The sequence below is a fragment of the Dialister sp. i34-0019-2H8 genome (genome assembly GCF_042846925.1).
GTDB lineage: Bacteria > Bacillota > Negativicutes > Veillonellales > Dialisteraceae > Dialister.
This window is the reverse complement of sequence record NZ_BAABYQ010000001.1, coordinates 145,030-170,639: the sequence shown is the minus strand read 5'-3', so window position 1 is coordinate 170,639 and position 25,610 is coordinate 145,030. Positions and strand designations below refer to the sequence as shown.

The window sequence follows — 25,610 nt, the reverse complement described above, 5'->3', positions numbered from 1 at the left end:
CATCTGAAATGCGGCAAAGCTGCCACCTTAGCCTTGAGCCCTAGTTACCAGTCAACGCACTCCACTTTTCTCCCTCCTTCCTTTGGAAGGAGGTACCCCGAAGGGGCGGAGGTTGGCCGCGTGAAGCGGTATTTTCACATGCGGGGATGCCACCCCCGCCTCGCTTCGCTCGTCTGCCCCTTTCAGAGGAAGGGGCGAGAATGATTCTTAATCGGGCATCGCCCTGTTTCGTCATCCTGAGCGGCGAGAAACGTCGTATGTGAGATAACGAATGCCAGAACAGTTGCGACCTGAGCCATCGATCTCGTCGATGCCGCCACCGCACCCCTGAACCAGAGGCGAGTGACTTCACTCGGGGCCTTCTCAGTCGTCTCTGTCGACTTTGTATTTACGTTCGAGTTCTTTGTATGTATCGAGGCCGATGATGCTGTTGAAGTGTCCGAATTCGATCATATTCTTCAGGTGATCTTCGGTCGTTCCTTTTTCTTTCAGGTCGGTGAAGAGATCATACAGGGTCTTGGAGATCGCATAGACTGCACTGCAAGCCCAGAAAACGACGGAGTATCCCATTTCCTCAAGCTCTTTGGCCGGGATGAGCGGTGTCTTGCCGCCTTCGATCATATTTGCTACGAGGTATGCACCGCTTCCTTCAAGACCTCTGGCAAATTTTTCCAGCTCTTCGCAGCTGCCGATGCCATCAGCGAAGCAGATCTCCGCGCCCGCATCCGCATAGCGCTTGCTTCTTTCGATGGCATCATCGATGCCGTAGACAGCGCGGCTGTCCGTACGGGACATGATCATCGTCTCCTTATCGAAGCGGGCATCGACGGCGGCGCGGATCTTCTGTGCGTGTTCTTCCGCAGCGATGACCTGCTTGCCTTCCATGTGGCCGCAGCGTTTCGGCCATGCCTGGTCTTCGAAGAAGATGCAGGCAGCGCCTGCCTGTTCGAACATCTGCTCTGTGCGGATAATATTGAGCGCATTGCCGTAGCCGGTATCCCCGTCAGCGATGATCGGGATATTGACCGCATGGCAGATGCCGGTCAGCTGCTCTGCCATTTCCGTGCAGGAAAGAAGGCCGACATCCGGCTGTCCGAGACGGGACGCGGAGACGGAGTATCCGCCCATGGCAAGGGCCGGGATGCCCGCCATCTCTGCGATCTTGGCGCCCAGCGCATCACCGACGCCCGGGGCGATCATAATGTGTCCGGATTTCAGGTTTTCACGGAAAGCGATACGTTTTTCAGTGGCAGTTTTCATGATTTTCATAATGGCTTCCTCCTTGGGATGATCGATGATCGTAAATGAATTGTCGGCAGGGAAACAGGGGCCGGCTCTCGCTCCGATTTTTTCACGTCTCATTCCGCATCTAAAAAAGCCTCCCCGACCCTTCGGTCAGGGAGGCGCATCAGCGCGGTACCACTCCTGTTTCTCACTTTGCCGTCCATCATGCAGGTATCGCAAAAAGAAAAGCCCCTGTCCTTACGGACAAGGGCGTCATACGCGGTACCACCTTGCATTATACTTAGGCTTATCCTTAACGCGGACCAACGCTTCGCTTACTGATTTCAACGAAGTGCTCTCAGGTGACACGCTGCTTTTCCATACCGGTTCCCACCTTGTCCGGCTCTCTTTGATATCCAAGTCCAGCTTACTCCTGATCCTCGCATGTCTTTATGGGGATTATTATAGGGCAGAGGGATGGACATTGTCAAGAGGTCATAGAAAAGACCTATCAAGCCCCTCCTCCGGCGTAAGGAAACACTGATTCAATCGTTGTCAGATTTTATTCTTGGATTTTTATACAGAGCAAGGAATCATCTGACGCAAATAGCGAGCTATGTAAGGAAAATGATGACGAAGCTATGTATAAAAATCCATATGAAATCTGACTCTGCGATTGAATCAGCGTTTCCTTAATTCTCACGCATTCCTGCCTTCAATCGTTTCAGTATGTTGCGCCCGATCTCCACATTCCAGTACGCATAGATATAGGCCTCGATGATAAAGAGGATGGCGAAGAAGACCATGCCGCCCGTGGTATAGGCTGCTTTCTCCGGACTGGGGTCCATCGAGAAGAGACGCGCGAGCGGCTGCCAGATCCAGCGGATGACAGAAGCCAGACGTTCGATGCTCGCCGCCAGTGCGTCTGCGATACCGAGGATATAGATGGAGAATGTCACCTTGTATGTCATTTCCACCAGAAAGGCCAGCGCGACCACATGCACGGACTTCACAAAGGACAGTCCGTGGATGAAGCTGTAGCCCAGTGCAAGCCCCAGTGCTGCCGCATAAAAGGCTGTCGTGAGGCCGATCTCCGGCCCGCCGATCATGTTCACGAGCAGGATCTCTGCGACCGCCGTACCGATGCCCCAGCGCATACCGTGCAATCCGGCAATGACCGCGATCGGCACGGCGGATGCCATCATCGTGACCGCGACCAGAAAGGGCATGACAAGCTTCAAGAGCACCAGAATGGCTGCGATCGCTGCCGCTGCTGCGGCCTCCGTCATATATTTTGTTTTCCTTACAGAAGGATTTGTAGGTGTCAATAGCGGCTCCTTTCAGAAAATGAACAAGAGGGGTGAGGAAATGCTAGTCCCCAAACTCTTTGACCAGCTCTTCTTTCTCTCTGCGCGAGAGCTTCTTCGTATGATACTCGGCACTTCTTGCCTCGTGCTCGCTCTCCCATTCATGATACCACACAAGCTCCACCGGGCGGCGGCTTTTCGTATATTTGGCGCCTTTCCCCGCATTGTGCATCGCGATGCGGCGATGGACATCGTCCACCGTGAAGCCCGTATAAAGCGTCCCGTCCGCACAGCGGACCATGTAGGTGAAGTAAGCACGTTTTGTTTCAGACATACATCGTTCCTTTGAGAAATGGGGGGAGTGTCAGCCCGTGGGGCGTGCCGCCCTTTGATTGCATGCGAAAGAGGTTCGGCGAGTTCAACAGGTTCAGAGGATTCAACGAGGGTGGTGCGGCACCAGATCCTTCGACTCAGTTCTCACTGCTTTGCCTTTACATGATCGAACATCCGACATTTCACTCCGCTCAGGATGACGAAATGCGCCGCGAAGCATAAATAATGGCGATGCCATGAGCTGGCATGCCAGTCACTAGTCACCAGTCACTTGCGACACCCAATCCCTAGCTACTCATCCCTGCTCTCAAACTTTTTTGGGGTATCCCTTTCCCGTATCGTCATCCCGAGCGCAGCCGAGGGATCCACTGCGGTCAGTATCACATAAACACCGGCAGGAAAACGACGCCTTGGTGCTACGTATTTCTGCTTTCAAACATTCTTCGTTTAGCGGTCTGCAAGAAAGATTTCTCGGCAACGCTTTCAATGACGATACGTAAGTCTTCCAGTCTTCTAGTCACCCGCCGCCAGTCACTCATTTTTTAAGGAAACACTGATTAAATCGTTGTTCGATTTTACTCTTGTGTTTTCATGCAGCGCAAGGAATCATCCGACGCGAATAGCGAGCTATTTAAGGAGGGTTATGACGAAGCGTTGTATGAAAATACATGTGAAATCGAATTCTGCGATTGAATCAGCGTTTCCTTAGTACCACTCATTGATCCAGTTCTTCTGCTTCGGCAGCATGGCATCTGCAAGGCGCTGGATCTGATCTCTGTCTGCGCCGTCAAGCCAGCGGATCAGGTCCAGTGCAAGAAGCTCGGAGAGATCCGCCGCGCCGAAGAACCATTCGGCGAGTGCGGAGGCGGAGAGGGTGAAGGAAGGCTCAGGGATGTGTTCTCCCAAGGGCAGGCCGGAGATGTCCTCGATGTGGCACTTGAGAGAGTAGAAAACATCCTCCTTCAGCGCACGGATGCGTCCGTCCTCTGCGCGGAGGACGTAGATGCCGCTGTTCTCCGGAAGAAAAGCGTCTGTCAGCTGGAAGGCCAATTCACCGCTAAGGCGCCTGTCGCAGGAAAGACCGTCGAACGCCGCCACCGGGTCGACGATGCGTCCGAGCATGAAGGGGAAGGTGCGGTTCTCGATATAGCAGTGCTCCGCACCATCCGGCCATGTACGATAGGAGGTGTCATCGAGCGGTTCGTACCAAAGACATTCCCTGACCGAGCCCTGATGGCCGGCAAGGAAGGCATACAGACCGCGCCGCCCCGCTTCCGAAGAGAAGGCCATCTCGGAAACGGCGAGCTTCCGGTCAGAGATGGTGTAGAAGAGATAGCCGCAGGGCCCATCTCCGTCATAGACCAGCGCGCCATAGCCCTCGAGCAGGGCGGCCTCGATGTGCCGCCGCCAGGAGGCCTCGTCGCGGAGCGCATAGCCATTTCTGTTTCCGGTATAGGCATCATACACGGAGGCAAGCTCCTGCCATTCATCCGCAGAGGAGATCGACTTCGCGCGCGCTGCCCGTTTCCCCAAGAGGGCCAGCTTCTCCGGCGCAGCCGACCGCGCCCACTGGTGGCAGTAGAAGCCGAAGCCGAGCGGCAGGTAGAAGGATGCCGCTGACGGCATGAGGATCTGGAAGGCTCTCCCTTCCCGCTGTGCTGCATGGAAGCTGCCGCGCAGGAGCTCCTTGGCGAGCCCCCGTCCGCGCGCCGCCGGATGTGTCGCGACGCCGACGATGTAGTCCGTCTGATAGGAATGGCCCCGGACGGAGATCTCATAGGGACGCAGGTGCAGGTCACAGGCGATGCTACCGCCCTCTTCCCCCACGAGGACCTCCTCCATATGAACCAGCCGCTGGAAGTACCAGATGAAGAACGGATCGGTCGCCGGCTCGAAGCAGTAGCTCCAGAGTGATCTCACGGCGCGCTCATCCGCCGGAGAGGCTTTTCGAATTTTCATTTTGTCTACCTCATTGTGGGAAAATAAAAAGGGGAAGGGGTTCAGGGTTCAGGGTTGTGGTGGCGGCTTCGCCGCAGTATAAAGTTGGCGATGCCCGAAAGTAGTATTTAAGTCACTAGTCACTAGTCACCAGTCACTAGCCACCAGCTACCAGTCACTGTTTCAGCACCACATCATATTTCTTCGTCAGATGATCGGGATGATAGCCCATCTTGGCTTCGCGAAGGCCCGGGAGACCGAGGTCCTCTTCGCGGTTCACGAATTCGGTCTCCGCAAATTCATGCATGAGGAAATCACGGTTGATCGCCTGATAGAGACCGCGGATCTCCGGATTTGCTTTTTCGAAAATGATATGCGCCATTTTTTCATTGATGCTATCGCCATTCGTGAAGGCCTCGACCTTGCCGTAGATGCGAATGACCGCACCCTTCACGCCGAGCGCATCCCAGTTGTCAAAGCAGCGCTTGATCGCCTGCTCCTCTTCCTCGATGTCTCCGTGACGGAGGAACCAGTCGTGGATCCCCGCCTTTGCATCCTCCAGATTCTCCTTTGTGATAGCCTCGTACTGATAGTCTGCGTACTGGCGAAGGAATCCGTTCAGATGGTTCTTCTTCATGCGGAGCTTCTTGCCCGGCAAACGGATCATATCCTCCGTCCTGTAGATGTACTCTTCGTTGTCCCGGTCTTCGATGAAATCATATTTGCCCGGCACGAGACGTTCGATCTGCTCTGTCACCCAGGAAGAAGCGGACTTCAAGCGGAAAGGCAGTCCCAGCCTGTCGTACTCCTCATGGATAAGGGCAAGCCCGTGTACGAAATTTTCCTCCTCCTTGGCAAACGGCGGCATGAAGAAGGTATCCTTCCCTGTCCCTGCGCGGACGAAAAGTATGCCGTCCTGCTCCGCCCAGGACGTCTGATACGCATCCTGCCACAGGAAAAGTGTATTGAAGGTGCAGTCGATCTGCTCGTAATGATGCACGGCAAAGTAGCTGTCGATCCGTGCTTTGTCTTCTATGCGAAAGGGTTTGAATTCCATGGTAATGTCTATGCTCCTTGTGAGGCGATCTGTGACCGGTCGCCGGTCATGGCACTCTTATATTCAAAAAATTAAATAATCTGTTTCTATTTTACCACAGCCTGCAAGGGGACAAGAAAGAAAGGAGCTGGAAGTGCATTCCGTTCCCCATTTCCAACCCTTCGTCCTTATGCTATAATAGAATTAATATGATACAGTACGGGTATCAGCGTCTGATTTCCGCACAAGTAGAGGTTTCTGCAAGCGATTGTCAGAAACTTTTCTTTCCCTGTAAGGCGGACCGGGGTACCGGCCGCTTATCCAAGGATGATGTGATGAAGCAGAAGAGATCCCCTGCCCGGGACGCTTCTCTTCGCCGATCAAGGATCACCCACAGGGGAAAGCTGTATTTCAAGAAAAGGAGGATACCATGGCAGGGATAGATCAATTTCGCGGAGCGCTTCTCGGAGGAGCCTGCGGTGATGCGTTAGGTTATCCGCTGCAAAGTTTTTCCGTCAGTCGTATCCAGCGCCGCTTCGGGCCTTTCGGGCTGCGCACGCTGGTGCGGGACGCGAAGAATGGAAAACTAGCGCCTGTGTCAGACAACACCCAGATGGTACTGGCAACGATCGATGGGATCTTATGGGCAGATGCCAAGAAGCTGGATATCTTGGAAGGGGTGTACCGCGGATACATGCGCTGGTTTTACAGCCAGACGGGCGAAGAACCGCGCCGCGGACAGAAGACATGGATGCGCCGCCAGCCGCATGAAAGAGAATTCTGCCTCGTCCGAGAAAAATTCATGCACGCCCGCCGCAATCCGGAGGAAGGGCTGCTCTCCGCCTTCTCAAAAGACGGCCGCGGCTCGACGAAGCTCAAGGTGAATGACAGCAAGGGCAGCGCCGCTCTCATGAGAGCCGTCCCTGTGGGTCTCCTTTTTGCCGGTGATGAGAAGCTCGCCTTCGACACTGCGGTGAAGCTCGCTGCGCTCTCTCATTCAAATCCGACAGCCTACTACAGCGCCGGCGCTCTGGCCGCGCTCATTTCCTGTCTCACCTATGGCCTGACGCTGCCGAAGTCTCTGGAGCGTGTGACCGTCCTCCTCTCGAAGCAGCACAAGACGACAGGCATCATCGGTCTCCTCACCGCCGCGGTCGAGCAGGCGAATGCCCGCCCCGCCGGAAAGAGCGGCACATGGGACCACATCGACAGCATCGCCTCCCTGGGAAGCGGCGCAAATGCCGATGAAGCCCTCGCCATCGCCATCTACTCCGTCCTCGCGCTTGATGATCCGCTCGATGCACTCATCACCGCTGCCAACCATGGCGGCAAGAGCAATACCACGGCCGCCGTGACAGGAGCCATCGAAGGCGCCCGCTTCGGCACCGCCTTCATGCCTGACTATTGGGCCGATATCCTGGAGGGACAGAATGTCATCTCCTTCATGTCCGACAAGCTCTTCTATGTATATCAGAAATATAATCCATAAAAAAAGGGGCTGTGAAGAAATGAATCCCCATTTCTTCACAGCCCCTTTTTACTTTGCTTTCATTTGGTTCAGGGTTCAGGGCTCTCGTGGCGGCTTCGCCGCCTTTTTTAGAAGATAGTATTCTCGTATCGCAGCCTTCCCCTCTAGGGGAAGGTGCCCGAAAGGGGCGGATAGGGTGACTATGGCATGAAAGACAGCTGGGATAAGGTTTCCCGGTCACTCCTATGAGAGCTGCAAGTCCCCCACGGCAGATGGAACGCGAAAATGAGATGATCGTTATTTCACATCGCCTTTTTTAGGAAACACTGATTAAATCGTTGTCAGATTTTACTCTTAAATTTTTATGCATAGCAAGGAATAATCTGACGCGAATAGCGTGCTATTTAAGGAAGGTTATGACGAAGCTATGTATAAAAATTCTTGTAAAATCTGACTCTGCTATTTAATCAGCGTTTCCTTTAGTGAATGGAGAGACTCTCTCCATGTCATTTCAGGGCGAAGCGTCTTTCCCGTGAGGCCCGCCTGCTCACTTCTGCACCGCTGTGAGCAGCTCCGCTCTTGTACGCACCTTGAACTTTGTGAGCAGCTCATTCACATGGTAGCGGACGGTGCGGGGCGAGATGGAGAGCGCTTCGGCAATGGCCTTATATGTTTTTCCTTGAGAGAGAAGCTCTAAGATGAGCTTCTGCCGGGGCGAAAGGTCGGGATAGCGGGAAAGCGTCCGTTCGGAGAGCACCTGCTGGACATACTCATAGTTTGAGCGGCCTTGCGAGCGGGGAAACTGTTTCTTGTCAGGCATCATGCTCCACGGATTTGATACATGGATATGCACGATGCGAAGTGCATCCTCCTCGATATGAAAGATCATGGTGCTGCGCTGGTTCTCCGAGAGAAGAAGCCCTGTTTCCTTCTTCGTCGAAAGAGGAATGATGGAAAGGACCAGAAGGACAGTGTCGCTCACCCACTACACGCGGTAGCGGCCTTTTCCCACACCGATCAGCGGGACCTCCTGCAGATCGCGCTGGCGAGAGAAAGCAGTGATGGCGTCTTTCTTGCTCAGATAGTTCTCGCCCTCTACGGCGCCGATCCAGCTGAAGCTTTCCTGTGACAGATAGCCATCCAGATCCTTGGGATGGATCGTCTTTTCATAGAATCCGCGATGCATCATCTCACTGATGCGTATCGCTTCCTTTTCCCAGTACTTCCTCTTTGTCTCCTCCATAACGCTCCCCCTTAATGTCCGTATTATAGCATAAAAGAAAAATGGCCGTAAGCCACCGGACTGCTGCCATTGGATGGGGGCTGGAAGGCCGTGCCGCCTTTCTTATGTCATGGACATGCGTGATCCCCTCCCCACGGAAGGCCCTGGCAGCGGACATGCCTCGCACCTTCTCCGCGGCTATGACCATCTGTGCTATAATAAAACCAGCTAAAACCATTTACAAAAGGAGCGATATCATGGCTTTTAAAGAAATCAAAGCAGAAGAACTGACTTGGAATCCATTCACACAGATCGGCAAGGGCTGGTTCCTGGTGACGGCAGGGGATGAAAAGGCATCGAATACCATGACCGTCAGCTGGGGCGGCCTTGGCGTATGGTGGGGCAAGGACGCAGCGACCATCTATATCCGGCAGAACCGCTGCACGAAGGAATTCATCGATGCGAAGGAGACCTTCACTATCTCGGCACTTCCGGAAAGCTATAAGAAAGAGCTGGGATACATGGGCTCCCACTCGGGTCACGATGGTGACAAGTGGGAAGCATGCGGTCTCCATCCCTATCCCGTGGACGGCACCTGCGGCGTAGCGGAAGCAGATGTGATCCTCGTGTGCCGGAAAATGCTTCAGACAAAGCTCGACGACAAAACCTTCCTCGATCCGTCTATGGAAAAGCGCTGGTACGATGGAAAGGAAGCAGGAAATTTCCACACCATGTACATCGGTGCGATCGAAAAGGTACTGGTGAAAGAATAAAAAAGGAGCTGTGAAGAAATGAAGATTCATTTCTTCATAGCTCCTTCTTTTGTGTCCTTTTCACTCCTGGTAGTAAAAAACAAGAGGAAAAGGGCATACTTCCCCCTTTCCCCCCAAAAATTGGCTTTTTAAAATTAAGCTGCCATATCCATATGTGCCTGTTGCTTCCTATGGTATTTGTACAGGTTGAAGCCAATAGAAACCAAAAACACTTCCATTTTCACTGAATCCATACCTCTTCGGACAATCCGGTCATATTCCCGGTCGTTCTTCATCACTCCGAAAGTACCTTCTGCCTGGATCGCACGGTTCCTCCTTAGCAGAAATCCACGGGTATCTGTCAATCGTCCAATGACTTCAACATGGACCTTTGTAAGTTCACGATTCAGGCTGATCCGTCTGTTATGAGGTGTTTTCTTGCAACGTTCTGCATAAGGACAGCCACTGCAGTCCTCACATTCATAGATTTCTTCCTGACGGCCATATTGGTTGCCTCGAATGTTTTTCCTGTAGACGAATTTGAACTTCTTTCCATTGGGACAGAGCAGCGCTCCATCCACCGTCGTCTTGAAATTGACTGCACGGAATGGGTCCTCGCGATACTTCTTGTTCGTCGTTTCTTTGAAGAACATGGGAAATTTCATACAGGCTTCCATCCCATGTTTGCTGCAGTACAGATAGTTATTAAATGAACCATACCCTGCGTCAGCTACTGGATATTTTGGATATATCTCATGGTGCTCATAAAACTTTTCCAGAAGGGGAACGAAGCAGTCCATATCTGACCTGTACTGGTTTACGTCAAGGACTGCTATGTATTCATCGGCTATGCCAACTTGGACGTTATATGCCGGCAGCAGCTGGTCGTTCCCCATGTAGTCTCTCTTGATCCGCATGAACGTAGCTGAATGATCCGTTTTAGAATAGCTGTTACGATTCTCTCCACAGATACTCAACTTTTCCCCATATTCCTTGATTTTATGCAGATACATTTTTAGCTTTTCGTAATTCCGCTGTTCCGGACTCTTATGGTGCCCTTTGCCATGGACAAATTTTTCCTCGTCCAGGCTCCAGATTTCATGAAGTTTGCTCAGGATGAGCTCCAGATATTCAGGAGCATATTCTGAATTGATCTCGACTTTCAGACCACTACAGCCCAACATTCCATTGATTTCTTCCAGGAGTGCTGAAATTTTGGTATACAGACGGAATCTCGACTTCTCCGTACCTTTTTTCCAGACCCAGGAGTACTTGTTGGCATTGGCTTCGAATTTGGAGCCATCGATATAAAGGTGGTCCAGGTCCACATGTTCTTTGGTGATGATTTCCTGGGTGATTTCATAAAAGAGCGATTCAGCTTGATTCATCAGGACAGTATTGATGAAATATCCGAAAGTCCGATAGGACGGGCGTTTACCGTCCATAAGGTATTTATAGCGGATATTGACTTTGCAATTGTCTTCCAGCTTTCTGAGAGAGATGCATCCTTCATCCATAAACCCGAACAGAACCGTTTTCAACATATTGACGGGATTATATCTGATTCTTCCCAACTTATGAGCAGGGAGTTTGCTCAGATATTTGCGTAAATCGATTTCCTCCATAAATCTGTCAAACGTGAAAACCGGATCTGTGATATCTAGGCACTCAGAAAAAAATGCTGGTAAAATTCCCTGTTTGGGAGTACTATAATACACAGTTAGGTTTTTCATTGCAGTTAAATTCTAACACAAAAAAGGACTTTTGATTCGCAAAAATCGAAAGTCCTTTTTTGTGTTCATGGAGCTATTATTTCACAGCTCCTTTTTCGATGCAAGAGGCAGCCCATGGGATGGAGGCGGCTTCGCCGCCTTTTTAGAGGATGATATCCTCGTATCGCAGCCTTCTTCTCTAGGGGAAAGTGCCCCGAAGGGGCGGATAGGGCACTGGCGGTATGAAAGAGGATGATGAAAGCGGAAAAGGGCGCGGCACATGTGGAGAAAGCGTGAGTCCGAGGGAAACGCTGATTAAATCGCAGAGTCAGATTTTACAAGAATTTTTATACATGGCTTCGTCATAACCTTCCTTAAATAGCTCGCTATTCGCGTCAGTCTATTCCTCGCTATGCATAAAATTTCAAGAGTAAAATCTGACAACGATTGAATCAGTGTTTCCCTAGTCTCCAGCCCCCGACATGGCATCCATGATCCTCCACGTAAAAATCCCGCTATCTTTCAAGATAGCGGGATTTTTATGGAACCGTGAACTCTCAATTCGTCGGCTTATCCGTTCCCTCCTGCGGCTTCGCCGGTGTTTTTCCGGTGATGCGGTCGAGGAGCTTGCTGCCGGCGGATTTCTTTTCCTTATCCTTCTTCTCTTTTTCTGCCTTGGCTTTGTCTTCGGCTTCCTTCTTCGCCTGTGCCTCACGGGCTTTTGCCATTTCAGCACGTACAGAATCCGGAATCTCGAAAGACTTCGACTTGTACTGACCAAGAGCCACGCTCATGAAATCGCGCCAGATGGCTGCCGGGATCGTACCACCGGTGTAGCCAGCATTGGTCGAGGTATCGTCGCCGATCCAGACCGCGGTGACGAGCTCCGGCGTGTAGCCGACGAACCAGGCATCGTGCTCATCATCAGTGGTCCCGGTCTTGCCGGCTGCGGTGCGTCCGATAGAGGCGTTGCCGCCGGTGCCTCTGGAAACGACCTCTTCCAGAATGCTGGTCAGACGATATACCGCATTTTCACTCACGACCTGCTTGCCGGGAGCGGCCTGCGAATGGTCCTCGAGCACATTGCCATTGCGATCGACGACCTTCAGGATCGCCGTCGGTTCGACGAGCTTGCCGCCATTCGCAAAGACGCTATACGCCTTCGCCATATCGATCAGGGAGACGCCATTGGTCAAGCCGCCGATGGAGGCCGCGAGGTTGTTATCATTCGCCTTGCCGTCCTTTACGAGGGTAGAAATGCCGCAGGCCTCCGCAGTAGCGAGGATCTTCGACATGCCGACCTTGTCTGCGAGGTCAATGGTCGGGATATTCATGGAATGTACGAGCGCTTCTTCGAGCGTCACCTTGCCGCCCGAGGTGCCGCCGTAATTCTTCGGCGTCCAGCCGCCCGCATAGGTCTTTTTCTCATTGCTGATGGTATCGTAAGGGCTGTACTTGTTTTCAAACGCCGTCAGATACACGAACGGCTTGAAGGCCGAGCCCGGCTGACGGACCATCTGTGTCGCGCGGTTGAACTGGTCTTCACCGCGTCCGCCGACCATGGCTTTGACATGGCCCGTACCTGTCTCGATGGTGACGAGCGCTCCCTGTGGCTGGGTGAGACCCTTGCTGTTCTTATTCCCTTTCGGCAGCTCGGCAGCGAGTGCCTTCTCTGCTTCCTTCTGCATGTCGAGATTCAGCGTGGTGTAGACCTGCAGTCCTTCTTTGTAGATCGCATCCGAGTCATACTTATCGCTGATGGACTGGATGACATAGTTGATGAAATACTGCGCGGTCCCCGCACCGGATTTTCCTTTGTTCTGCTTGGCCAGATGCACATCGGCCGCTTTCGCCGCCTGTGCGTCCGCTGCGGAAATGTAGCCGTACTTCGCCATCTGATCGAGTACGATGCCCTGACGGTACTTTGCTGCTTCCAAACTGCGGAAAGGCGAGTAATAGTTCGGACTGTTCGGAAGGCCTGCCAGCATCGCACACTGCGAGAGCGAGAGATCCTTCACATCCTTCCCGAAATACACATGCGCCGCGGTCTGGATGCCATAGCAGCCCTGACCGAAATAGATCTGGTTCATGTACATTTCCAGGATCTGCTTCTTGGTGTACTTGCTTTCGATCTCAAAAGCCAGCACCACTTCGAGCAGCTTTCTTTTCAGCGTCTGCTCCTGCGTGAGGAAGGCATTGCGCGCGAGCTGCTGGGTGATGGTCGAACCGCCCTGCCCTGTCGCATTGCCGCTCGTCAGATTCGCAAAGACCGCACGCAGGATGCCGCGCGGATCGACGCCATGATGCTCATAGAAACGCACATCCTCGGCCGCGACGAATGCATTCTGCAGATTCTGCGGCACCTGAGAGATCGGCACCGGGATGCGGTTCTCTTCCGCATGGACGGTCGTGATGAGCCGTCCCTTGTCATCATAGATGCGCGAGGACGCATTCGGCGTAATGTTTCCTGCCACGTCCGGCAGATGGCTCGAGACAGACACAAAAAATCCGGCCGCCGCGCCCGCAGCTGCGATGAAGCAGATCACGAAGAGAAAGACCAGCACTTTCTTGAAAGTGGATCGCTTCTTCGGCTGCTCCCTGCGAATATCTGAATTCTTCATAGATCGCTCCTGTGATCGAAAATGTAAATCGCGTTCTTCCTATTTCATCAAAAAACGCAATGGGCATACAAGTATCTATATTATAACACAGGTTGGGAATGAGAAACAGAAACAGGGTTTAATGGTTCAGGGCTCAAGGGTTCAGGGTTGTGGGTTCAGGGTTCAAGGTTCAAGGTTCAAGGTTGTGGTGGCGGCTTCGCCGCGAACATTTATGGGGCGATGCCCGAAGGTCTTGGAGAGTGCAGGTTTCCCGTTTTGAGTTCTCCAAACATCGACCGCGGGGTCGCGAATGACAAAGATTTCTCGCTTCGCTCGAAATGACGATACGAGAGAGTCTAATGCCTCCTAGTCTCCTAGCCACTAGTCACCAGTCCCTAGTCACCAGTCACTAGTCACTTGAGATTTCTAATCCCTAATCCCTAGTCACTAGTCACCAATCCCCAGCACAAAAAATCCGCCCCTTCCAGAGCGGATCTTCTCATTCCAGTATGAAATTATGCTTCTCATCCAGATGCCCCGTGAGGCGAAAAAGCGCCGGCGCATCACTCGCATCGATATAGATATATTTCCCTCTCTTGAGGCCGGGTGCCTTTCCGAAGGTGGTGGTGAAGCGCTTCCAGTTCGGCGACCACTCCGTGCGGATGCCGGCGGCCTTCGCGATGGCCATCACGGGAAGATACACGTGTCCGTCCTTGCCATAGGCGTGGACATCGAGCAACTTTCCTTTGAGATACAGGTCATAGACCTTTGCCACATAGCGAGGCTGTCCGTCCGAACTGTCGATCGCCTGCTGGATGCTCGCATCATCAGCAAGACCGCCCGCCCCCAGCTCCGCCAGTTTCTTTCTGACATCAGAGATCTCGAGCGGCTCTCGCCCATAGCCGTCAGGGTATACGTAGTAAACGACGGTTTTGTCCGGATCCATCTCTGCCACGACACGTTCATACTTGATGTCGACAGGGATCCCCTTCACGATGTGATCGAAGAGGTCTTCGACATCCTTCTCGTACATGCGGACACAGCCGTGGGAGGCGTAGCCGCCGATGGAGGACGGCACATTCGTCCCATGGATCCCATAATTACCGCCGATCCCGATCCAGCGGTAGCCGAGCGGACAGTCCGGCCCCGACGGCACCTCGGTCTTCGGATCATCCGGATCGACCCAGGTCGGATTGATCTCCATATCGACCACCTTGCGCCGCCCGGTCGGTGTCGGAGAATCCGGCTTGCCCGGTGCGACAGGATACATGCGGATGCCGACGTCCCCCTGATACAGGGTGAGAAGGCGGCTCGCCAGATTGATCTCGATCCGCTTGTCCTCGAAAGCCGGTCTCTTCAGCGTGTCTTCCGCTTTTCCCTGCGTCGCTTCCGCCTGAGCAAGGAGCTGGGCGCCCGCATTGTCCTTCGCATCGGAAACAAAAGGCATGGCACTGGCGGCGCAGAGCGCCATGGTCATGAGTATTTTTTTCAACAAAGAAACCCCACCTTTGCATTGATTTCTCTTTATTATAACATGTTTAGCAGAGGGTTCAAGATTTGCCCGCAGGCCATGAGAAAGCGGTGTCCTCGTATCGTTACCTCGCGAGGGGATGAAAGAGGAATAGGGATACTCTTTCATGCGTTCCCCCTTGGAGAAGGGGGCGGCCAAAGGCCGGGATGGACTGCCCCGAAGGGGCAGAATTCCGCAGAACGGTCAGCGGATATAGGGGATAGCAAGTAAAACGTCTGACGCAGAGGAAGGGATGCGGCTATGATGAATGGTGCCTCTGCGAGGCACTCTATCCTCCGCCTTCGACGCGCCCCTTCTTCAAGGGGCTGCTCAGCTGGGAGGAGTTCTTTGAAACCCAATCCCCAGTCACTAGCTACTAGTCACTAGTCCCCAACTATCAATCACCGATCCACCAGCGTCTCGGCTCGGTAGGTCTCCCCGCTTTCATGCGTGACTTCACAGGAAAGGCGGATGACGGCGGCTCCCTCTACTGCGGTCTCTTCCTGATGGAAATCTACGCGGTACGTTCTCCCATTCCTTACCACGTCTCCTTTTGAGATGGAAAGCGGCGTACCAAAGCGCACCGCCGCTTTCCCCTGCTCCAGCGCTTCCTGTACAATGAGCGCTTCATCGGTCGCGATCTCCATCCTGACCTCCCGGCGCATCGCCTGCGAAAGCGTCAGCGCGACGCTGCCGGCAAGGATCAGGATGACCGTGATCCCTGCGAGTGCCCAGACCATGAGGAAGCCGCGATGTGTTTTCATTTTGCCTCCTTAGGAAAAGAGCCAGGGATTAGGGATTGGGGATTAGGGATTAGGAGTGACTGGTGACTAGTGACTAAATACAACCTTCGGACATCATCATGATTTATACTCCGCGGCGCATTTCGTCATCCTGAGCGGAGTGAAATGCCGGATGTTCGATCATGTAAAGGCGGAACAGTGAGAACTGAGTCGAAGGATCTGGCGCCGCACCACCATTTCGCATTTCTCATTTCTAATTTCTCATTCAAACGAAGCTTTCAAACATAATCAAAGGGCGGCACGCCCCACTGGCTAACCCTGACCCTGATCCCCTGCTCACATCATATCCGGCGGCGGTTCCTGATTGGTGAGTTCATAGAAGAGCGTGAACTGGCCGGCGAAGAGGAGCTTCACCGTATCGACGGGGCCGTTGCGGTTCTTGGCGAGGATGATCTCCGTCTCATTTTTCTGCGGATTGTCATCCTCCATGTCGCGGTCGTAGTACGCGGGACGGAAGAGGAAGGACACCATGTCCGCATCCTGCTCCAGAGAGCCGGATTCTCGCAGGTCAGAAAGGAGCGGTCGATGGTCCTGACGGGCCTCGACGCTTCGGGACAGCTGCGAAAGAGCGATGACCGGGACATTCAGCTCACGCGCCAGACTCTTCAGCGATCGGGAGATCTCGGAGATCTCCTGCTGGCGGTTATCTCCGTTTCGGAGCGTATTCTTCGCCTGCATGAGCTGAAGATAGTCGATCATGATGATGTCGAGCCCCTGCTCCGCCTTGAGGCGGCGGCACTTGGAGCGGATCTCCGAAACGGAGACGCCCGGCGTATCATCGATGAAGAGCGGCGCATCCATAAGGACGCTGGCCGCAGAGGCGAGCTGGTCCCACTCCTTCTGCGTGGAGATCCGCCCGGTGCGGAGCTTCGCGCTGTCGACGAGCGCGGTCGAGCAGAGCAGTCTTTGCACGAGCTGCTCGCGTGACATTTCCAGCGAGAAGAAGGCGACGTGCTTGTGCGCCGAGGAAATGCTCATGTTCTTCGCGATATTCAGCACAAAAGCCGTCTTACCCATGGATGGGCGCGCCGCCACGATGATGAAGTCGCCCTTCTGGAAGCCGCTCGTCAGCGCATCAAGGGAAGGGAATCCGCTCGGAAGCCCGGTGATGGACTCCTTGTTTTTGAATTTCCGCGTGATCTCCTGCAGCTCATTCTGCACCGCCTCGCCGATCGAGGTGAAATCCGAGCGGCGATCATCCCGCGTCACGGCAAGGATCGTTTTCTCCGCATTGTCCGTGATATCCTCGACATCATCACGCTCCGAGTACGCCTCATCCGTGATGACGCCGGCTGCATCGATCAGCCGCCGGAGCTTCGCCTTGTTTGCGACGATGTCAGCGTGGCGGTCTACCATCTTCGTGGTAGCCACATTCGCCGGCAGATCATTGACATAGAGGACGCCCCCCACATCATCCAGACGCCCCATGCGCTTCAGCTCTTCCGTCACCGTCAGGATATCCGCCGGCTCGCCCTTGTGCGCCAGATTCAGGATCGCCTGAAATACGATCGCATTCGCTTCGCGGTAGAAATCCGCGGCCGTCAGCTTGTCCTCGGCCGTCATGATCGCGTCCTTGTCGAGCAGCATCGCCCCCAGGACGGACTTTTCTGCGTCTATATTCTGCGGCGGAATGCGCGTCACGATCATCGTATCCGTGTCCGGCTTCTTCCCCCAGCCCTCTTTCTTCCAATTTCCCTTCGGCTTGTTCTCGTTCTCTGCCACAACGCTTCCTCCTTTATATGAAATCATGGTTTCATTATACGGGTTCAAGAAAGTAGGTTCAAGAGAACATGTGTGGTGGACAGGAGAGGGGGCGGGTTCAGGTTGATGGGTTCAGGGTTGTGGTGCGGCGCATCATATTTATAAGGCGCCGCAAGTTTTAAACCAAGCGGTACTCCCGTATCGTCATTCCGAGCGAAGTCGAGGAATCTTTTTTGTTTGCGGACAATCGAATGGTATGAGGAACTTTCTAAACGAGAAACCTCCCCCCGATACGCAAAAGAGCCCCTTCCTTAGGAAGGGGCCGGCGAGCGAAGCGATGCTGGGGGGATAGGGCGTCATTCTACGTTTGTTCGGACAGCGATTTAATCAGTGTTTCCCTAAAAATTGCGGCGAAGCCGCCACCTTCATTCCGCATTCCTCATTCCTCATTTGATCCTCGTCACCCTGACACGCCCCGTATACATAGCGACTGTAATCTCCTTCTCATGCTTTCCATCCTTCGTCCGGAGCCGCATGGTATACTTCCCATTTCCTTCCGAGCCCGCGAAGCCATCCTTGCGGAAGACGACATAGAGCCTTCCCCCTGCACGGATATTGGCAGACAGCGTCCCCCGCGGCTGGATGAATTTCACCCCGCGCTTGGTGAGGTACGACACACGCCCCGCCTCCTCGTCGCAGTAGAAGGTGACCGACATCGCCGCCATGGTTATATCCTCATGACCGCTTTTCACCATCATCTGTGCCTCACGGATCGCCGAAGCCACCTCCTCCGATGCAAGATCGAGCTCCCTCTCCTCCTGCCAGTCCCAGAGCATCGGCACCGCTGCCGCAGAGGCGAGCGCAAAGAGGAAAAGGACGAGCAGCAGCTCAAAGAGAAGAAAGCCCGAGCGATGCGAGAAGGAAAGCCATTCCCACCGTTTCCTGCACCCCATACGCCAAAGCACCTCCGATCGCCAGGAAGGGCACGAAGCGGATCTCCGTCCTTCGCCCCAGCCGTCCCCGCAGAAGCAAAAACGCACACCATAAAAGGGCCGCCAGCGATGTCAGCCATAGAGAAAGAAGACCATACATCGGCAGCAGCCAAAGCGAAGAGGCCGCGGCCAGAAACACATCCGCAAGCCCAAGAGATCGCTTAGAGATCAGATACAGCAGTCCATAGAGCGCCCCCATTCCTACGCCCGTCAAAAGACAGAGGAGAAACGCCCCCCGGGAGAGCATCAGTAAAGCGCCGCACACCGAAAGAACGAGCGGCCAGCCATCCGACACATACCCCGTCCGCGCATCCTCCAGCGCCGGAAAGAGCAGGAAAAGCAGATAGACCCATCTCGCCCACGAGCCTCCCAGCGCAAGTGTCACGCCAAAGGCAAGTCCCAGCGCCGCCACGACGCCCCATCCCCGCCGCCCCGCAAAGATCACACCGCTCGTCAGAAGGTCGAACATTCGCATAGGGAGCTCCTTTCGATGTTTAGTGACTTGTGACTAGCAGCTAGGGATTAGGAGACTAGAAGACCAAAAGACTAGGAGCCATCGGGGCTCTCTCGTGTCGTCATTTCGAGCGCAAGCAAGAAATCTTTGTCATTCGCGGCCCTGCGGTCGATGTTTGTAAAGCTCGAAACGGGAAACCTGCTCTCCGCATACCTTCGGGCATCGCCCCGTTTCGTTATCCTGAGCGGCGAGAAACGTCGTATGTGAGATAACGAATGCCAGAACAGCTGCGACCTCGTCATCGATCTCGGCGAAGCCGCACCACCATTTCGCATTTCTCATTTCTAATTTCTAATTCAAGCGAAATTTTCAAATGGAATCAAAGGGCGAGCCTCTCCACGGGATAACCCTGAGCCCTCATTTCACTCATACCCTCTCTTCTTCCTGTAATTCAGCGCCATATCCGCCACGCCGAGATACACCGTGAAGAGCTGCAGGAGAGGGATCCAGATCGAAATGATGACAATGAGCAGACGCAGCCGCTTCACCACCGGATAGATATGCGGCAGCCACCAGAGCGTCGCGATCCCCTGGATCCACAGCACGAAGTAGCACACCGCGCCCACATTATACGCAAGATCCTTCACCTGCTCGGTGAGCGGCATGTACTGCGTCCCTACAGACAGAAGAAGGAGCAGCAGTACCCAGCGAGGGAAATGCCAGCGCTCCAGCGGAGGAAACTGAGGAAAATCCGTCAGCCCCAGACGGCGGAAAACCACCTTCTCGATTTGCATCACCGCCCAGGCGAGCACCATCGGTGCCATCACCATCGCCGCCGGGATCATCTTTCGGATCGTTTTGATCATTTCCTCCGTCTGCTGATTCACCTGATCCAGCTGATCCCCGGACGCCATGAGACCTGACATTTCCTTCGCCATCCCCTGCATCTGATCCAGCGTACTTCCATACACCTGATCCCAGGGCATCCCCATCATGACCACCGTACCCAGAAGATTCAAAAGCATCGCGAAAAACATCACGACCACGATCGTCCCAAAGGTGTGGAGCGCCGATGCGCGCTTCTGATAGCAGTACGCCATCGCGATCCCTGCGAAGCCGAACATCACCACCAGAAAGAACGCCGTCGTGATCCCGAAGAACGCCGAGTCCAGGATCATGATCCCCGACGTCGCGATCACTGCCCACTTCACACCCTCGCGGATCCCCATGTACGCGATCGGCAGCGGCAGCGAAAGCAGCGCCAGAAGAGAGATCCCCGGCACATAGAAGCCCACCATAGAAAGCACCACGGCCAGCGCCGTACACATCCCTGCCAGGACAACCGCATTCGTGTCGCCCGCTTTGAACTGATTCATAACTACTCCTTCCAGAATATAAATGTATATCGCCTTTTTATACCCATATTCTATCATACTTGAAGAAAGAATAGGAAAAGGCTTCCTCCTCGCCAAGCGCATCGCTGCTTTTTATCGCGCAAAGCCCCAAGCCCGCCGATCATGCTTCTCTCCTCCTTACTATTTTCTCCATTCGCATCCCCTATTTCCTTCCCCCATGTGATATAATAGGAAAAGCGACTATGAACGGCTTTTATTTTTGACATACAATGCAAAAATATTTTTTTAAGAGCCGGCGACTGCCGGCTCCGACAACTGAATAGGAGGTTCTATCCATTTTGGCAAAAGCAAGATTACAGATCATTCCATTAGGAGGCCTTGGAGAAATCGGGAAGAACATGACTGTATTCCGTTACGGCGACGAAATTATCGTAATCGATGCAGGCATGGCATTCCCAGAAGAAGACATGCTCGGGATCGACATCGTCATCCCTGACTTTTCCTACCTCATCGAACACAAAGACGAGATCAAAGCCATCCTCATCACCCACGGACACGAAGATCACATCGGGTCCCTTTCCTACCTGCTTCGCGAAGTGAACGCCCCGGTCTACGCCACACGCCTCACCTGCGGCCTCATCGAAGGCAAACTCAAAGAAGCACACATCACAAACTACGACCTGCACACCGTCAAACCCGGTGACGAATTCAAAACAGGCCTTTTCAAATTCGGCTTCTTCCACGTCTGCCACTCCATACCGGACTCCTGCGGCATCTACCTGCGCACCCCGGTCGGCACCATCGTCCATACCGGCGACTTCAAATTCGACCACTCTCCGGTCGACGGCGAACTCACCGACATGTACAAGCTCGCCGAGCTCGGCCACAGAGGCGTCCTCTGCCTCCTCGCCGACTCCACGAACGCACAGAATCCCGGCTACACCCCTTCCGAAGCCATCGTATCCAAGTCCCTCATGAGCGCTTACGCCGATGCCAAAGGCCGCATCATCCTTGCCACCTTCGCATCGAACGTCTCCCGCATCCAGATGGCCGTCGACGCAGCAGTCGCTAACAAAAGAAAAGTCTGCGTCTTCGGCCGCTCCATGGTGAACGTCGTCGGCATCGCCCAAGAGCTCGGCTACCTCAAAGCCCCGGAAGGCACCTTCATCGAGCCGGAAGAGCTTGGCCACTACAGAGACGACCGCCTCTGCATCCTGACCACTGGCAGCCAAGGCGAACCGATGGCCGGCCTCTCCCGCATGGCCGACGGCTCCCACCGCCAGGTCCAGATCCACGCAGGCGACACCGTCATCATCTCCGCCTCCCCGATCCCGGGCAATGAGACCAGCGTCGGCCGCACCATCGACAGCCTGATGCGCCTCGGCGCCCACGTCGTCACCAGCACCACCACCCGCGTCCACGTATCCGGCCACGGCTCTCAGGAAGACCTGAAGACCATGCTCTCCCTCGTCAAGCCGAAATACTTCATCCCCGTCCACGGCGAACACCGCATGCTCGTCAGCCACGCAGAACTCGCAGAAAGCCTCGGCGTCGAAAAGAAAAACATCCTGATCGGCGAAAACGGCACCCTCTTCGAATTCACCAGCCGCGGCGGCAAGATCAATCCGCAGCGCGTCCAGGCCGGCCCCGTCTTCGTCGACGGCCTCGGCGTAGGCGACGTAGGAAACATCGTCATCCGCGACCGCCAGCAGCTCGCCCAGGACGGCGTCGTCATCGTCGTCATCGCCCTCGAAAAAGGCAGCAACCAAGTCTTAGCCGGCCCCGACATCGTCTCCCGCGGCTTCGTCTACGTGAGAGACAGCGAAGCCCTCCTGACCGAAGCCAGAGAACGCATCGAGTCCGTCCTTGACCGCTGCGAAGCCGGCAACGTCTCCGAATGGAACGCCATCAAGACCCAGGTGAGAGACGCCCTCGGCAAATACTTCTTCGACCGCACCAAGCGCCGCCCGATGATCTTGACCATCATCCAGGAAGTGAAATAAATGGCAATAAAAAATCCTCCCTCGGTTTCACACCGAGGGAGGATTTTTTATTGTCGGATCGTGTCATCTATGGATCCTCAGGCATCCGCTATTTCGCCAGCGCCGGATCATCCTTCACCATCCGCTTTCCACCAAACGTCTTCGCATCCTCCATCGTGATCGCATAGTTCGGAGAAGAAATATCATAAGCAGCGTGATAGAAATTCGTCTTTGCCTGCCACAGACCCGTGACCGTATCGAAAGCCAGATCATTGGTGAAAGGCCGTTTCTCATGACTCTTCAGCGCCGGCATCAGAGACGGATGCGCTGCCTGGTAGTCCGGCGACAAATAGACGAAAAATGGAATATGTACCATATCATAGAAAAATGGAGAAGTGGAGTGGAAATGTTCCATATTCTCCCCATGGTCAGAGAAATAGACAAGCGACTTTAAGTTCATATGTGCCTTGGCATACTCGAAAATATCCCGGATGACCCGATCAGTATACGCGACCGTCAGATCATAGCCATAGTAGGGATCATTTTCAGAGATCCCCAGCGCACCCCTCTGATCCGCCGGCACGCGCGCCAGATACGTATAGTGGCTGCCCATGATGTTAATGAAAAGCACACGCCGCTTCGCCGGCGGCAGCTTCTTCATGACATCGACGGCATATTCATCATAATTTTTCTCCCAAAAGGACGCATCACTACGCTCTGCGATCAGCGTCACGCCCGCGCTCGAGAGCGAGCTTCTATTCTGGAAAGAGATCCAGTCCGTGCGATACCCTGCAGCCCGGGCCGCATCCACCATACTGACCGCATGAGACAGATCCATATCTCCATACTGGTTCGCACTCGTCATCGCATACGAAAGCGACATGAGGGTATTCGGAAAATTCGAATACGCCATGTAGTTCAACGAAAAATCGGGATCATTGACCTTAGAAGAAAGCCAAGGTGTCGTGTCTTCTGGATAGCTCGGCGTGAATGCCTTCAAATGATCCCTATTTGCACTCTCCCCGATGATGACGATATGTGTCCCCTCATCCAGCCCATCCGCAGGATCTATAAGCTTCAACCCGACTGTATTTTTATCCAGATTGGTATTAAAATTCTGCAAAAGCTGAAACTCGCTCCCCTTGCTGTTCATTGTACGATATAAATTGATCGGGAATACATGGATGATTTGTCGGATAAAGCCGCCAAAGAAAAGGATGGAGATCACGATCAGGCCGACCTTGACCTTCTTCCCATTGCCTCGCAATAAAGCCTCACCGCTCTCCGCACATCGTCCCATCTGTTGCGTCAGCACATAAGCTGCCAGCAGGAGCAGCAGGAGCACACCAATAGCCAATCCAAGCGACAAAGGAGATCCCATGGTGCTGAGGAACTCCTTCACCTCTTCCCAATGCGTAGCGCGGACAGCCATCAAAGCAAAGAGATCCATTTCTCCGCCGAATCGCCAATAATAACTGATATAAATCAGCGGAAATAGCAGCATGAAAAAATTGAAAGCGCCGTACATGACCTGCAAAGCCGCGCGTACACAGCCGCCGCATTTCGTAAGCCCGATCGTATACACATAAGGCAGAGAAAAGAGCAACGCCCCCAGCACGTAGTAATCTCCCAAATGTTTTTTCTCCGGCAGCGAAGCAAATCCATACGCCCAAGTAAAAGTACCCGCCCAAAGAAGCGGCAGGATCACCGCCCACGGCAGGAGCCGCTTCAGATAGTCTTTACTGAAAACGGAAAAAAGCCCAAAGGAAACGATGAGCATGACCGCAAAAGCCGCGCCCAGACGCGGCTGTGCGTAGCTGTAGATATCAGGGAAGTCTCCCCCGAAATGAAGAATAAACATAAGAAATGCGGCTATCCCCCATGGGAAGCACACGGAAGGAATGACTATTTTCTTCAAAATATCCCTCAAGGAAAGGCCTTCACCTTTTAGACTAATCATTTTGAACACTCGTTTCAATCCCGTTCAAATAAATCTCTCGTATAGACCTTGCTTCTTACATCATCGAGCGAGTGATCATAGCGATTCGCAATGATGCCATGGCTCTGCTCTTTGAACCTTGCCAGGTCATTCACCACAAGACTGCCAAAGAACGTCGTACCATCCTCTAGCGTCGGTTCATAGATGATGACCTGCGCACCCTTCGCCTTGATGCGTTTCATGACGCCTTGGATGCTGCTCTGGCGGAAATTATCCGAATTTGACTTCATCGTCAGACGATATACGCCGATCGTCATTGACTCTTCCCTACGCGGATCATACTCACTGTTGTCGTGGTAGTAACCCGCGATTTCCAACACCTTATCAGCGATATAATCCTTTCTCGTCCGATTCGACTTCACGATCGCCTCGATCAGATTCTCCGGCACATTCTCATAATTTGCCAAAAGCTGCTTTGTATCTTTGGGGAGACAATAGCCGCCATAACCAAAAGACGGATTGTTATAGAATTCACCGATTCGTGGATCCAGACAGATGCCATCGATGATCTCCGCCGTACTAAGGCCTTTCGTCTCCGCATAGGTATCAAGCTCATTGAAATACGATACACGCATTGCCAGATACGTATTTGCGAAAAGCTTCACCGCTTCCGCTTCCGTAAATCCCATGAACCGTGTCGGGATGTCCTGCTTGATCGCTCCTTCCTGAAGGAGTCCTGCGAAGGTATGTGCTGCCTTCACCAGCTTCTCATCCGTCGGGTCTGTTCCGACGATGATGCGGCTCGGATAAAGGTTATCATAGAGCGCCTTGCTTTCACGCAGAAATTCCGGGCTAAAGATGATATTCTTCGTACCAAACTTCTCACGGACGCTCTTCGTATAGCCGACGGGAATCGTCGACTTGATGACCATGATGGCATCCGGATTGTACTGCATCACCAGCTGAATGACCGCTTCGACAGAGCTGGTGTCAAAGAAATTCTTTCTCGAATCATAATTGGTCGGCGTCGCAATAATGACGAAGTCCGCGTCCTTGTACGCCGCTTCCGCATCCATCGTCGCCGTCAGATCCAGAGCCTTCTCTGCCAAGTACTTCTCGATATAGTCATCCTGGATCGGCGACTTTCTATGATTCACCATGTCCACCTTTTCTGGGATGATATCCACTGCCATCACATGATTGTGCTGCGCAAGAAGCGTCGCCAGAGACAGACCCACATACCCTGTACCAGCTACTGCAATATTCATTGATCTCGATCTCC

General features: G+C 53.6%; 22 protein-coding genes. 3 read left to right on the top strand and 19 right to left on the bottom strand.

All coding sequences use genetic code 11. The features are described from left to right. Positions 1 to 363: 363 nt before the first annotated feature. The 5 genes from ACGG9R_RS00605 to ACGG9R_RS00585 form a co-directional block, all read right to left on the bottom strand. Positions 364 to 1,269: an oxaloacetate decarboxylase gene (locus ACGG9R_RS00605; RefSeq protein ID WP_390150255.1), complete on the bottom strand. Its 906-nt coding sequence runs from the start codon at positions 1,267 to 1,269 to the stop codon at positions 364 to 366. A gap of 647 nt (positions 1,270 to 1,916) precedes the next feature. Continuing rightward, positions 1,917 to 2,552: a DUF2232 domain-containing protein gene (locus ACGG9R_RS00600; RefSeq protein ID WP_390150253.1), complete on the bottom strand. Its 636-nt coding sequence runs from the start codon at positions 2,550 to 2,552 to the stop codon at positions 1,917 to 1,919. Between the two features lie 43 nt (positions 2,553 to 2,595). Further along, a complete protein-coding gene (locus tag ACGG9R_RS00595) occupies positions 2,596 to 2,865 on the bottom strand; it encodes a GIY-YIG nuclease family protein (RefSeq protein WP_390150250.1) in 270 nt (89 codons plus the stop codon). A 704-nt stretch (positions 2,866 to 3,569) separates the two neighbouring features. Beyond that, a complete protein-coding gene (gene eis / locus ACGG9R_RS00590) occupies positions 3,570 to 4,823 on the bottom strand; it encodes an enhanced intracellular survival protein Eis (protein ID WP_390150247.1) in 1,254 nt (417 codons plus the stop codon). Positions 4,824 to 4,977: 154 nt separating this feature from the next. After that, positions 4,978 to 5,859: a DUF2156 domain-containing protein gene (locus ACGG9R_RS00585; RefSeq protein ID WP_390150244.1), complete on the bottom strand. Its 882-nt coding sequence runs from the start codon at positions 5,857 to 5,859 to the stop codon at positions 4,978 to 4,980. A 409-nt stretch (positions 5,860 to 6,268) separates the two neighbouring features. Here ACGG9R_RS00585 and ACGG9R_RS00580 point away from each other — a divergent pair, with 409 nt between their 5' ends. Further along, positions 6,269 to 7,327: an ADP-ribosylglycohydrolase family protein gene (locus ACGG9R_RS00580; RefSeq protein ID WP_390150241.1), complete on the top strand. Its 1,059-nt coding sequence runs from the start codon at positions 6,269 to 6,271 to the stop codon at positions 7,325 to 7,327. Positions 7,328 to 7,853: 526 nt separating this feature from the next. Here the strand turns inward: ACGG9R_RS00580 and ACGG9R_RS00575 are convergent. Both ACGG9R_RS00575 and ACGG9R_RS00570 read right to left on the bottom strand, forming a co-directional pair. After that, entirely contained in the window at positions 7,854 to 8,288 is a 435-nt protein-coding gene (locus tag ACGG9R_RS00575; RefSeq protein ID WP_390150238.1) for a LuxR C-terminal-related transcriptional regulator, read from the bottom strand. A gap of 3 nt (positions 8,289 to 8,291) precedes the next feature. Next, positions 8,292 to 8,549 (bottom strand): hypothetical protein, encoded by a 258-nt coding sequence (locus tag ACGG9R_RS00570; protein WP_390150235.1) that lies wholly within the window; start codon positions 8,547 to 8,549, stop codon positions 8,292 to 8,294. Between the two features lie 236 nt (positions 8,550 to 8,785). Here ACGG9R_RS00570 and ACGG9R_RS00565 point away from each other — a divergent pair, with 236 nt between their 5' ends. Next, positions 8,786 to 9,301, top strand: coding sequence for a flavin reductase (locus ACGG9R_RS00565; protein ID WP_390150232.1), 516 nt, complete (start codon positions 8,786 to 8,788; stop codon positions 9,299 to 9,301). Between the two features lie 134 nt (positions 9,302 to 9,435). Here the strand turns inward: ACGG9R_RS00565 and ACGG9R_RS00560 are convergent, their stop codons facing one another. The 10 genes from ACGG9R_RS00560 to ACGG9R_RS00515 all read right to left on the bottom strand — a co-directional run bounded on the left by ACGG9R_RS00560 (position 9,436) and on the right by ACGG9R_RS00515 (position 20,673). Then, complete coding sequence (locus ACGG9R_RS00560; protein WP_390150229.1) at positions 9,436 to 11,013, bottom strand: IS1182 family transposase; 1,578 nt, start codon at positions 11,011 to 11,013, stop codon at positions 9,436 to 9,438. 536 nt (positions 11,014 to 11,549) lie between these two features. Beyond that, on the bottom strand, positions 11,550 to 13,613 hold the full coding sequence (locus ACGG9R_RS00555) for a transglycosylase domain-containing protein (RefSeq protein WP_390150226.1): 2,064 nt from the start codon (positions 13,611 to 13,613) through the stop codon (positions 11,550 to 11,552). 478 nt (positions 13,614 to 14,091) lie between these two features. Beyond that, positions 14,092 to 15,087, bottom strand: a complete 996-nt coding sequence (locus ACGG9R_RS00550) for a L,D-transpeptidase (RefSeq protein WP_390150224.1) — start codon at positions 15,085 to 15,087, stop codon at positions 14,092 to 14,094. 416 nt (positions 15,088 to 15,503) lie between these two features. Continuing rightward, on the bottom strand, positions 15,504 to 15,866 hold the full coding sequence (locus ACGG9R_RS00545; RefSeq protein ID WP_390150221.1) for a type II secretion system protein: 363 nt from the start codon (positions 15,864 to 15,866) through the stop codon (positions 15,504 to 15,506). 315 nt (positions 15,867 to 16,181) lie between these two features. Beyond that, positions 16,182 to 17,552, bottom strand: a complete 1,371-nt coding sequence (gene dnaB / locus ACGG9R_RS00540) for a replicative DNA helicase (protein WP_390155019.1) — start codon at positions 17,550 to 17,552, stop codon at positions 16,182 to 16,184. Positions 17,553 to 18,052: 500 nt separating this feature from the next. After that, a complete protein-coding gene (locus ACGG9R_RS00535) occupies positions 18,053 to 18,559 on the bottom strand; it encodes a hypothetical protein (RefSeq protein ID WP_390150219.1) in 507 nt (168 codons plus the stop codon). After that, entirely contained in the window at positions 18,495 to 19,073 is a 579-nt protein-coding gene (locus ACGG9R_RS00530) for a prepilin peptidase (RefSeq protein WP_390150216.1), read from the bottom strand. Before ACGG9R_RS00530 ends, ACGG9R_RS00535 begins: the two co-directional genes overlap by 65 nt. A gap of 129 nt (positions 19,074 to 19,202) precedes the next feature. Next, the gene (locus tag ACGG9R_RS00525) at positions 19,203 to 19,394 is read right to left on the bottom strand and encodes a hypothetical protein (protein ID WP_390150213.1); all 192 of its coding nucleotides are present in this window, start codon (positions 19,392 to 19,394) and stop codon (positions 19,203 to 19,205) included. An 80-nt stretch (positions 19,395 to 19,474) separates the two neighbouring features. Then, positions 19,475 to 20,428 (bottom strand): YybS family protein, encoded by a 954-nt coding sequence (locus ACGG9R_RS00520; RefSeq protein WP_390150210.1) that lies wholly within the window; start codon positions 20,426 to 20,428, stop codon positions 19,475 to 19,477. Between the two features lie 53 nt (positions 20,429 to 20,481). Further along, positions 20,482 to 20,673, bottom strand: coding sequence for a hypothetical protein (locus ACGG9R_RS00515; RefSeq protein ID WP_390150207.1), 192 nt, complete (start codon positions 20,671 to 20,673; stop codon positions 20,482 to 20,484). 69 nt (positions 20,674 to 20,742) lie between these two features. On the opposite strand from ACGG9R_RS00515, the gene ACGG9R_RS00510 reads away from it, so the two are divergent. Further along, positions 20,743 to 22,410, top strand: coding sequence for a ribonuclease J (locus tag ACGG9R_RS00510; RefSeq protein ID WP_390155016.1), 1,668 nt, complete (start codon positions 20,743 to 20,745; stop codon positions 22,408 to 22,410). Between the two features lie 88 nt (positions 22,411 to 22,498). Here the strand turns inward: ACGG9R_RS00510 and ACGG9R_RS00505 are convergent, their stop codons facing one another. Both ACGG9R_RS00505 and ACGG9R_RS00500 read right to left on the bottom strand, forming a co-directional pair. Beyond that, on the bottom strand, positions 22,499 to 24,250 hold the full coding sequence (locus tag ACGG9R_RS00505; protein WP_390150205.1) for a phosphoethanolamine transferase: 1,752 nt from the start codon (positions 24,248 to 24,250) through the stop codon (positions 22,499 to 22,501). 113 nt (positions 24,251 to 24,363) lie between these two features. Then, positions 24,364 to 25,596 (bottom strand): nucleotide sugar dehydrogenase, encoded by a 1,233-nt coding sequence (locus ACGG9R_RS00500; protein WP_390150202.1) that lies wholly within the window; start codon positions 25,594 to 25,596, stop codon positions 24,364 to 24,366. Positions 25,597 to 25,610 lie beyond the last annotated feature (14 nt).

Coding starts and splice junctions, on each gene's coding strand:
- ACGG9R_RS00605 (WP_390150255.1), bottom strand. CDS start 1,269: ATGAAAATCATGAAAACTGCCACTGAAAAACGTATCGCTTTCCGTGAA.
- ACGG9R_RS00595 (WP_390150250.1), bottom strand. CDS start 2,865: ATGTCTGAAACAAAACGTGCTTACTTCACCTACATGGTCCGCTGTGCG.
- eis (WP_390150247.1), bottom strand. CDS start 4,823: ATGAAAATTCGAAAAGCCTCTCCGGCGGATGAGCGCGCCGTGAGATCA.
- ACGG9R_RS00585 (WP_390150244.1), bottom strand. CDS start 5,859: ATGGAATTCAAACCCTTTCGCATAGAAGACAAAGCACGGATCGACAGC.
- ACGG9R_RS00580 (WP_390150241.1), top strand. CDS start 6,269: ATGGCAGGGATAGATCAATTTCGCGGAGCGCTTCTCGGAGGAGCCTGC.
- ACGG9R_RS00570 (WP_390150235.1), bottom strand. CDS start 8,549: ATGGAGGAGACAAAGAGGAAGTACTGGGAAAAGGAAGCGATACGCATC.
- ACGG9R_RS00565 (WP_390150232.1), top strand. CDS start 8,786: ATGGCTTTTAAAGAAATCAAAGCAGAAGAACTGACTTGGAATCCATTC.
- ACGG9R_RS00560 (WP_390150229.1), bottom strand. CDS start 11,013: ATGAAAAACCTAACTGTGTATTATAGTACTCCCAAACAGGGAATTTTA.
- ACGG9R_RS00555 (WP_390150226.1), bottom strand. CDS start 13,613: ATGAAGAATTCAGATATTCGCAGGGAGCAGCCGAAGAAGCGATCCACT.
- ACGG9R_RS00545 (WP_390150221.1), bottom strand. CDS start 15,866: ATGAAAACACATCGCGGCTTCCTCATGGTCTGGGCACTCGCAGGGATC.
- dnaB (WP_390155019.1), bottom strand. CDS start 17,552: ATGATCGTGACGCGCATTCCGCCGCAGAATATAGACGCAGAAAAGTCC.
- ACGG9R_RS00535 (WP_390150219.1), bottom strand. CDS start 18,559: ATGGGGTGCAGGAAACGGTGGGAATGGCTTTCCTTCTCGCATCGCTCG.
- ACGG9R_RS00530 (WP_390150216.1), bottom strand. CDS start 19,073: ATGCGAATGTTCGACCTTCTGACGAGCGGTGTGATCTTTGCGGGGCGG.
- ACGG9R_RS00525 (WP_390150213.1), bottom strand. CDS start 19,394: ATGAGAAATGCGAAATGGTGGTGCGGCTTCGCCGAGATCGATGACGAG.
- ACGG9R_RS00520 (WP_390150210.1), bottom strand. CDS start 20,428: ATGAATCAGTTCAAAGCGGGCGACACGAATGCGGTTGTCCTGGCAGGG.
- ACGG9R_RS00515 (WP_390150207.1), bottom strand. CDS start 20,673: ATGTCAAAAATAAAAGCCGTTCATAGTCGCTTTTCCTATTATATCACA.
- ACGG9R_RS00505 (WP_390150205.1), bottom strand. CDS start 24,250: ATGTTTATTCTTCATTTCGGGGGAGACTTCCCTGATATCTACAGCTAC.
- ACGG9R_RS00500 (WP_390150202.1), bottom strand. CDS start 25,596: ATGAATATTGCAGTAGCTGGTACAGGGTATGTGGGTCTGTCTCTGGCG.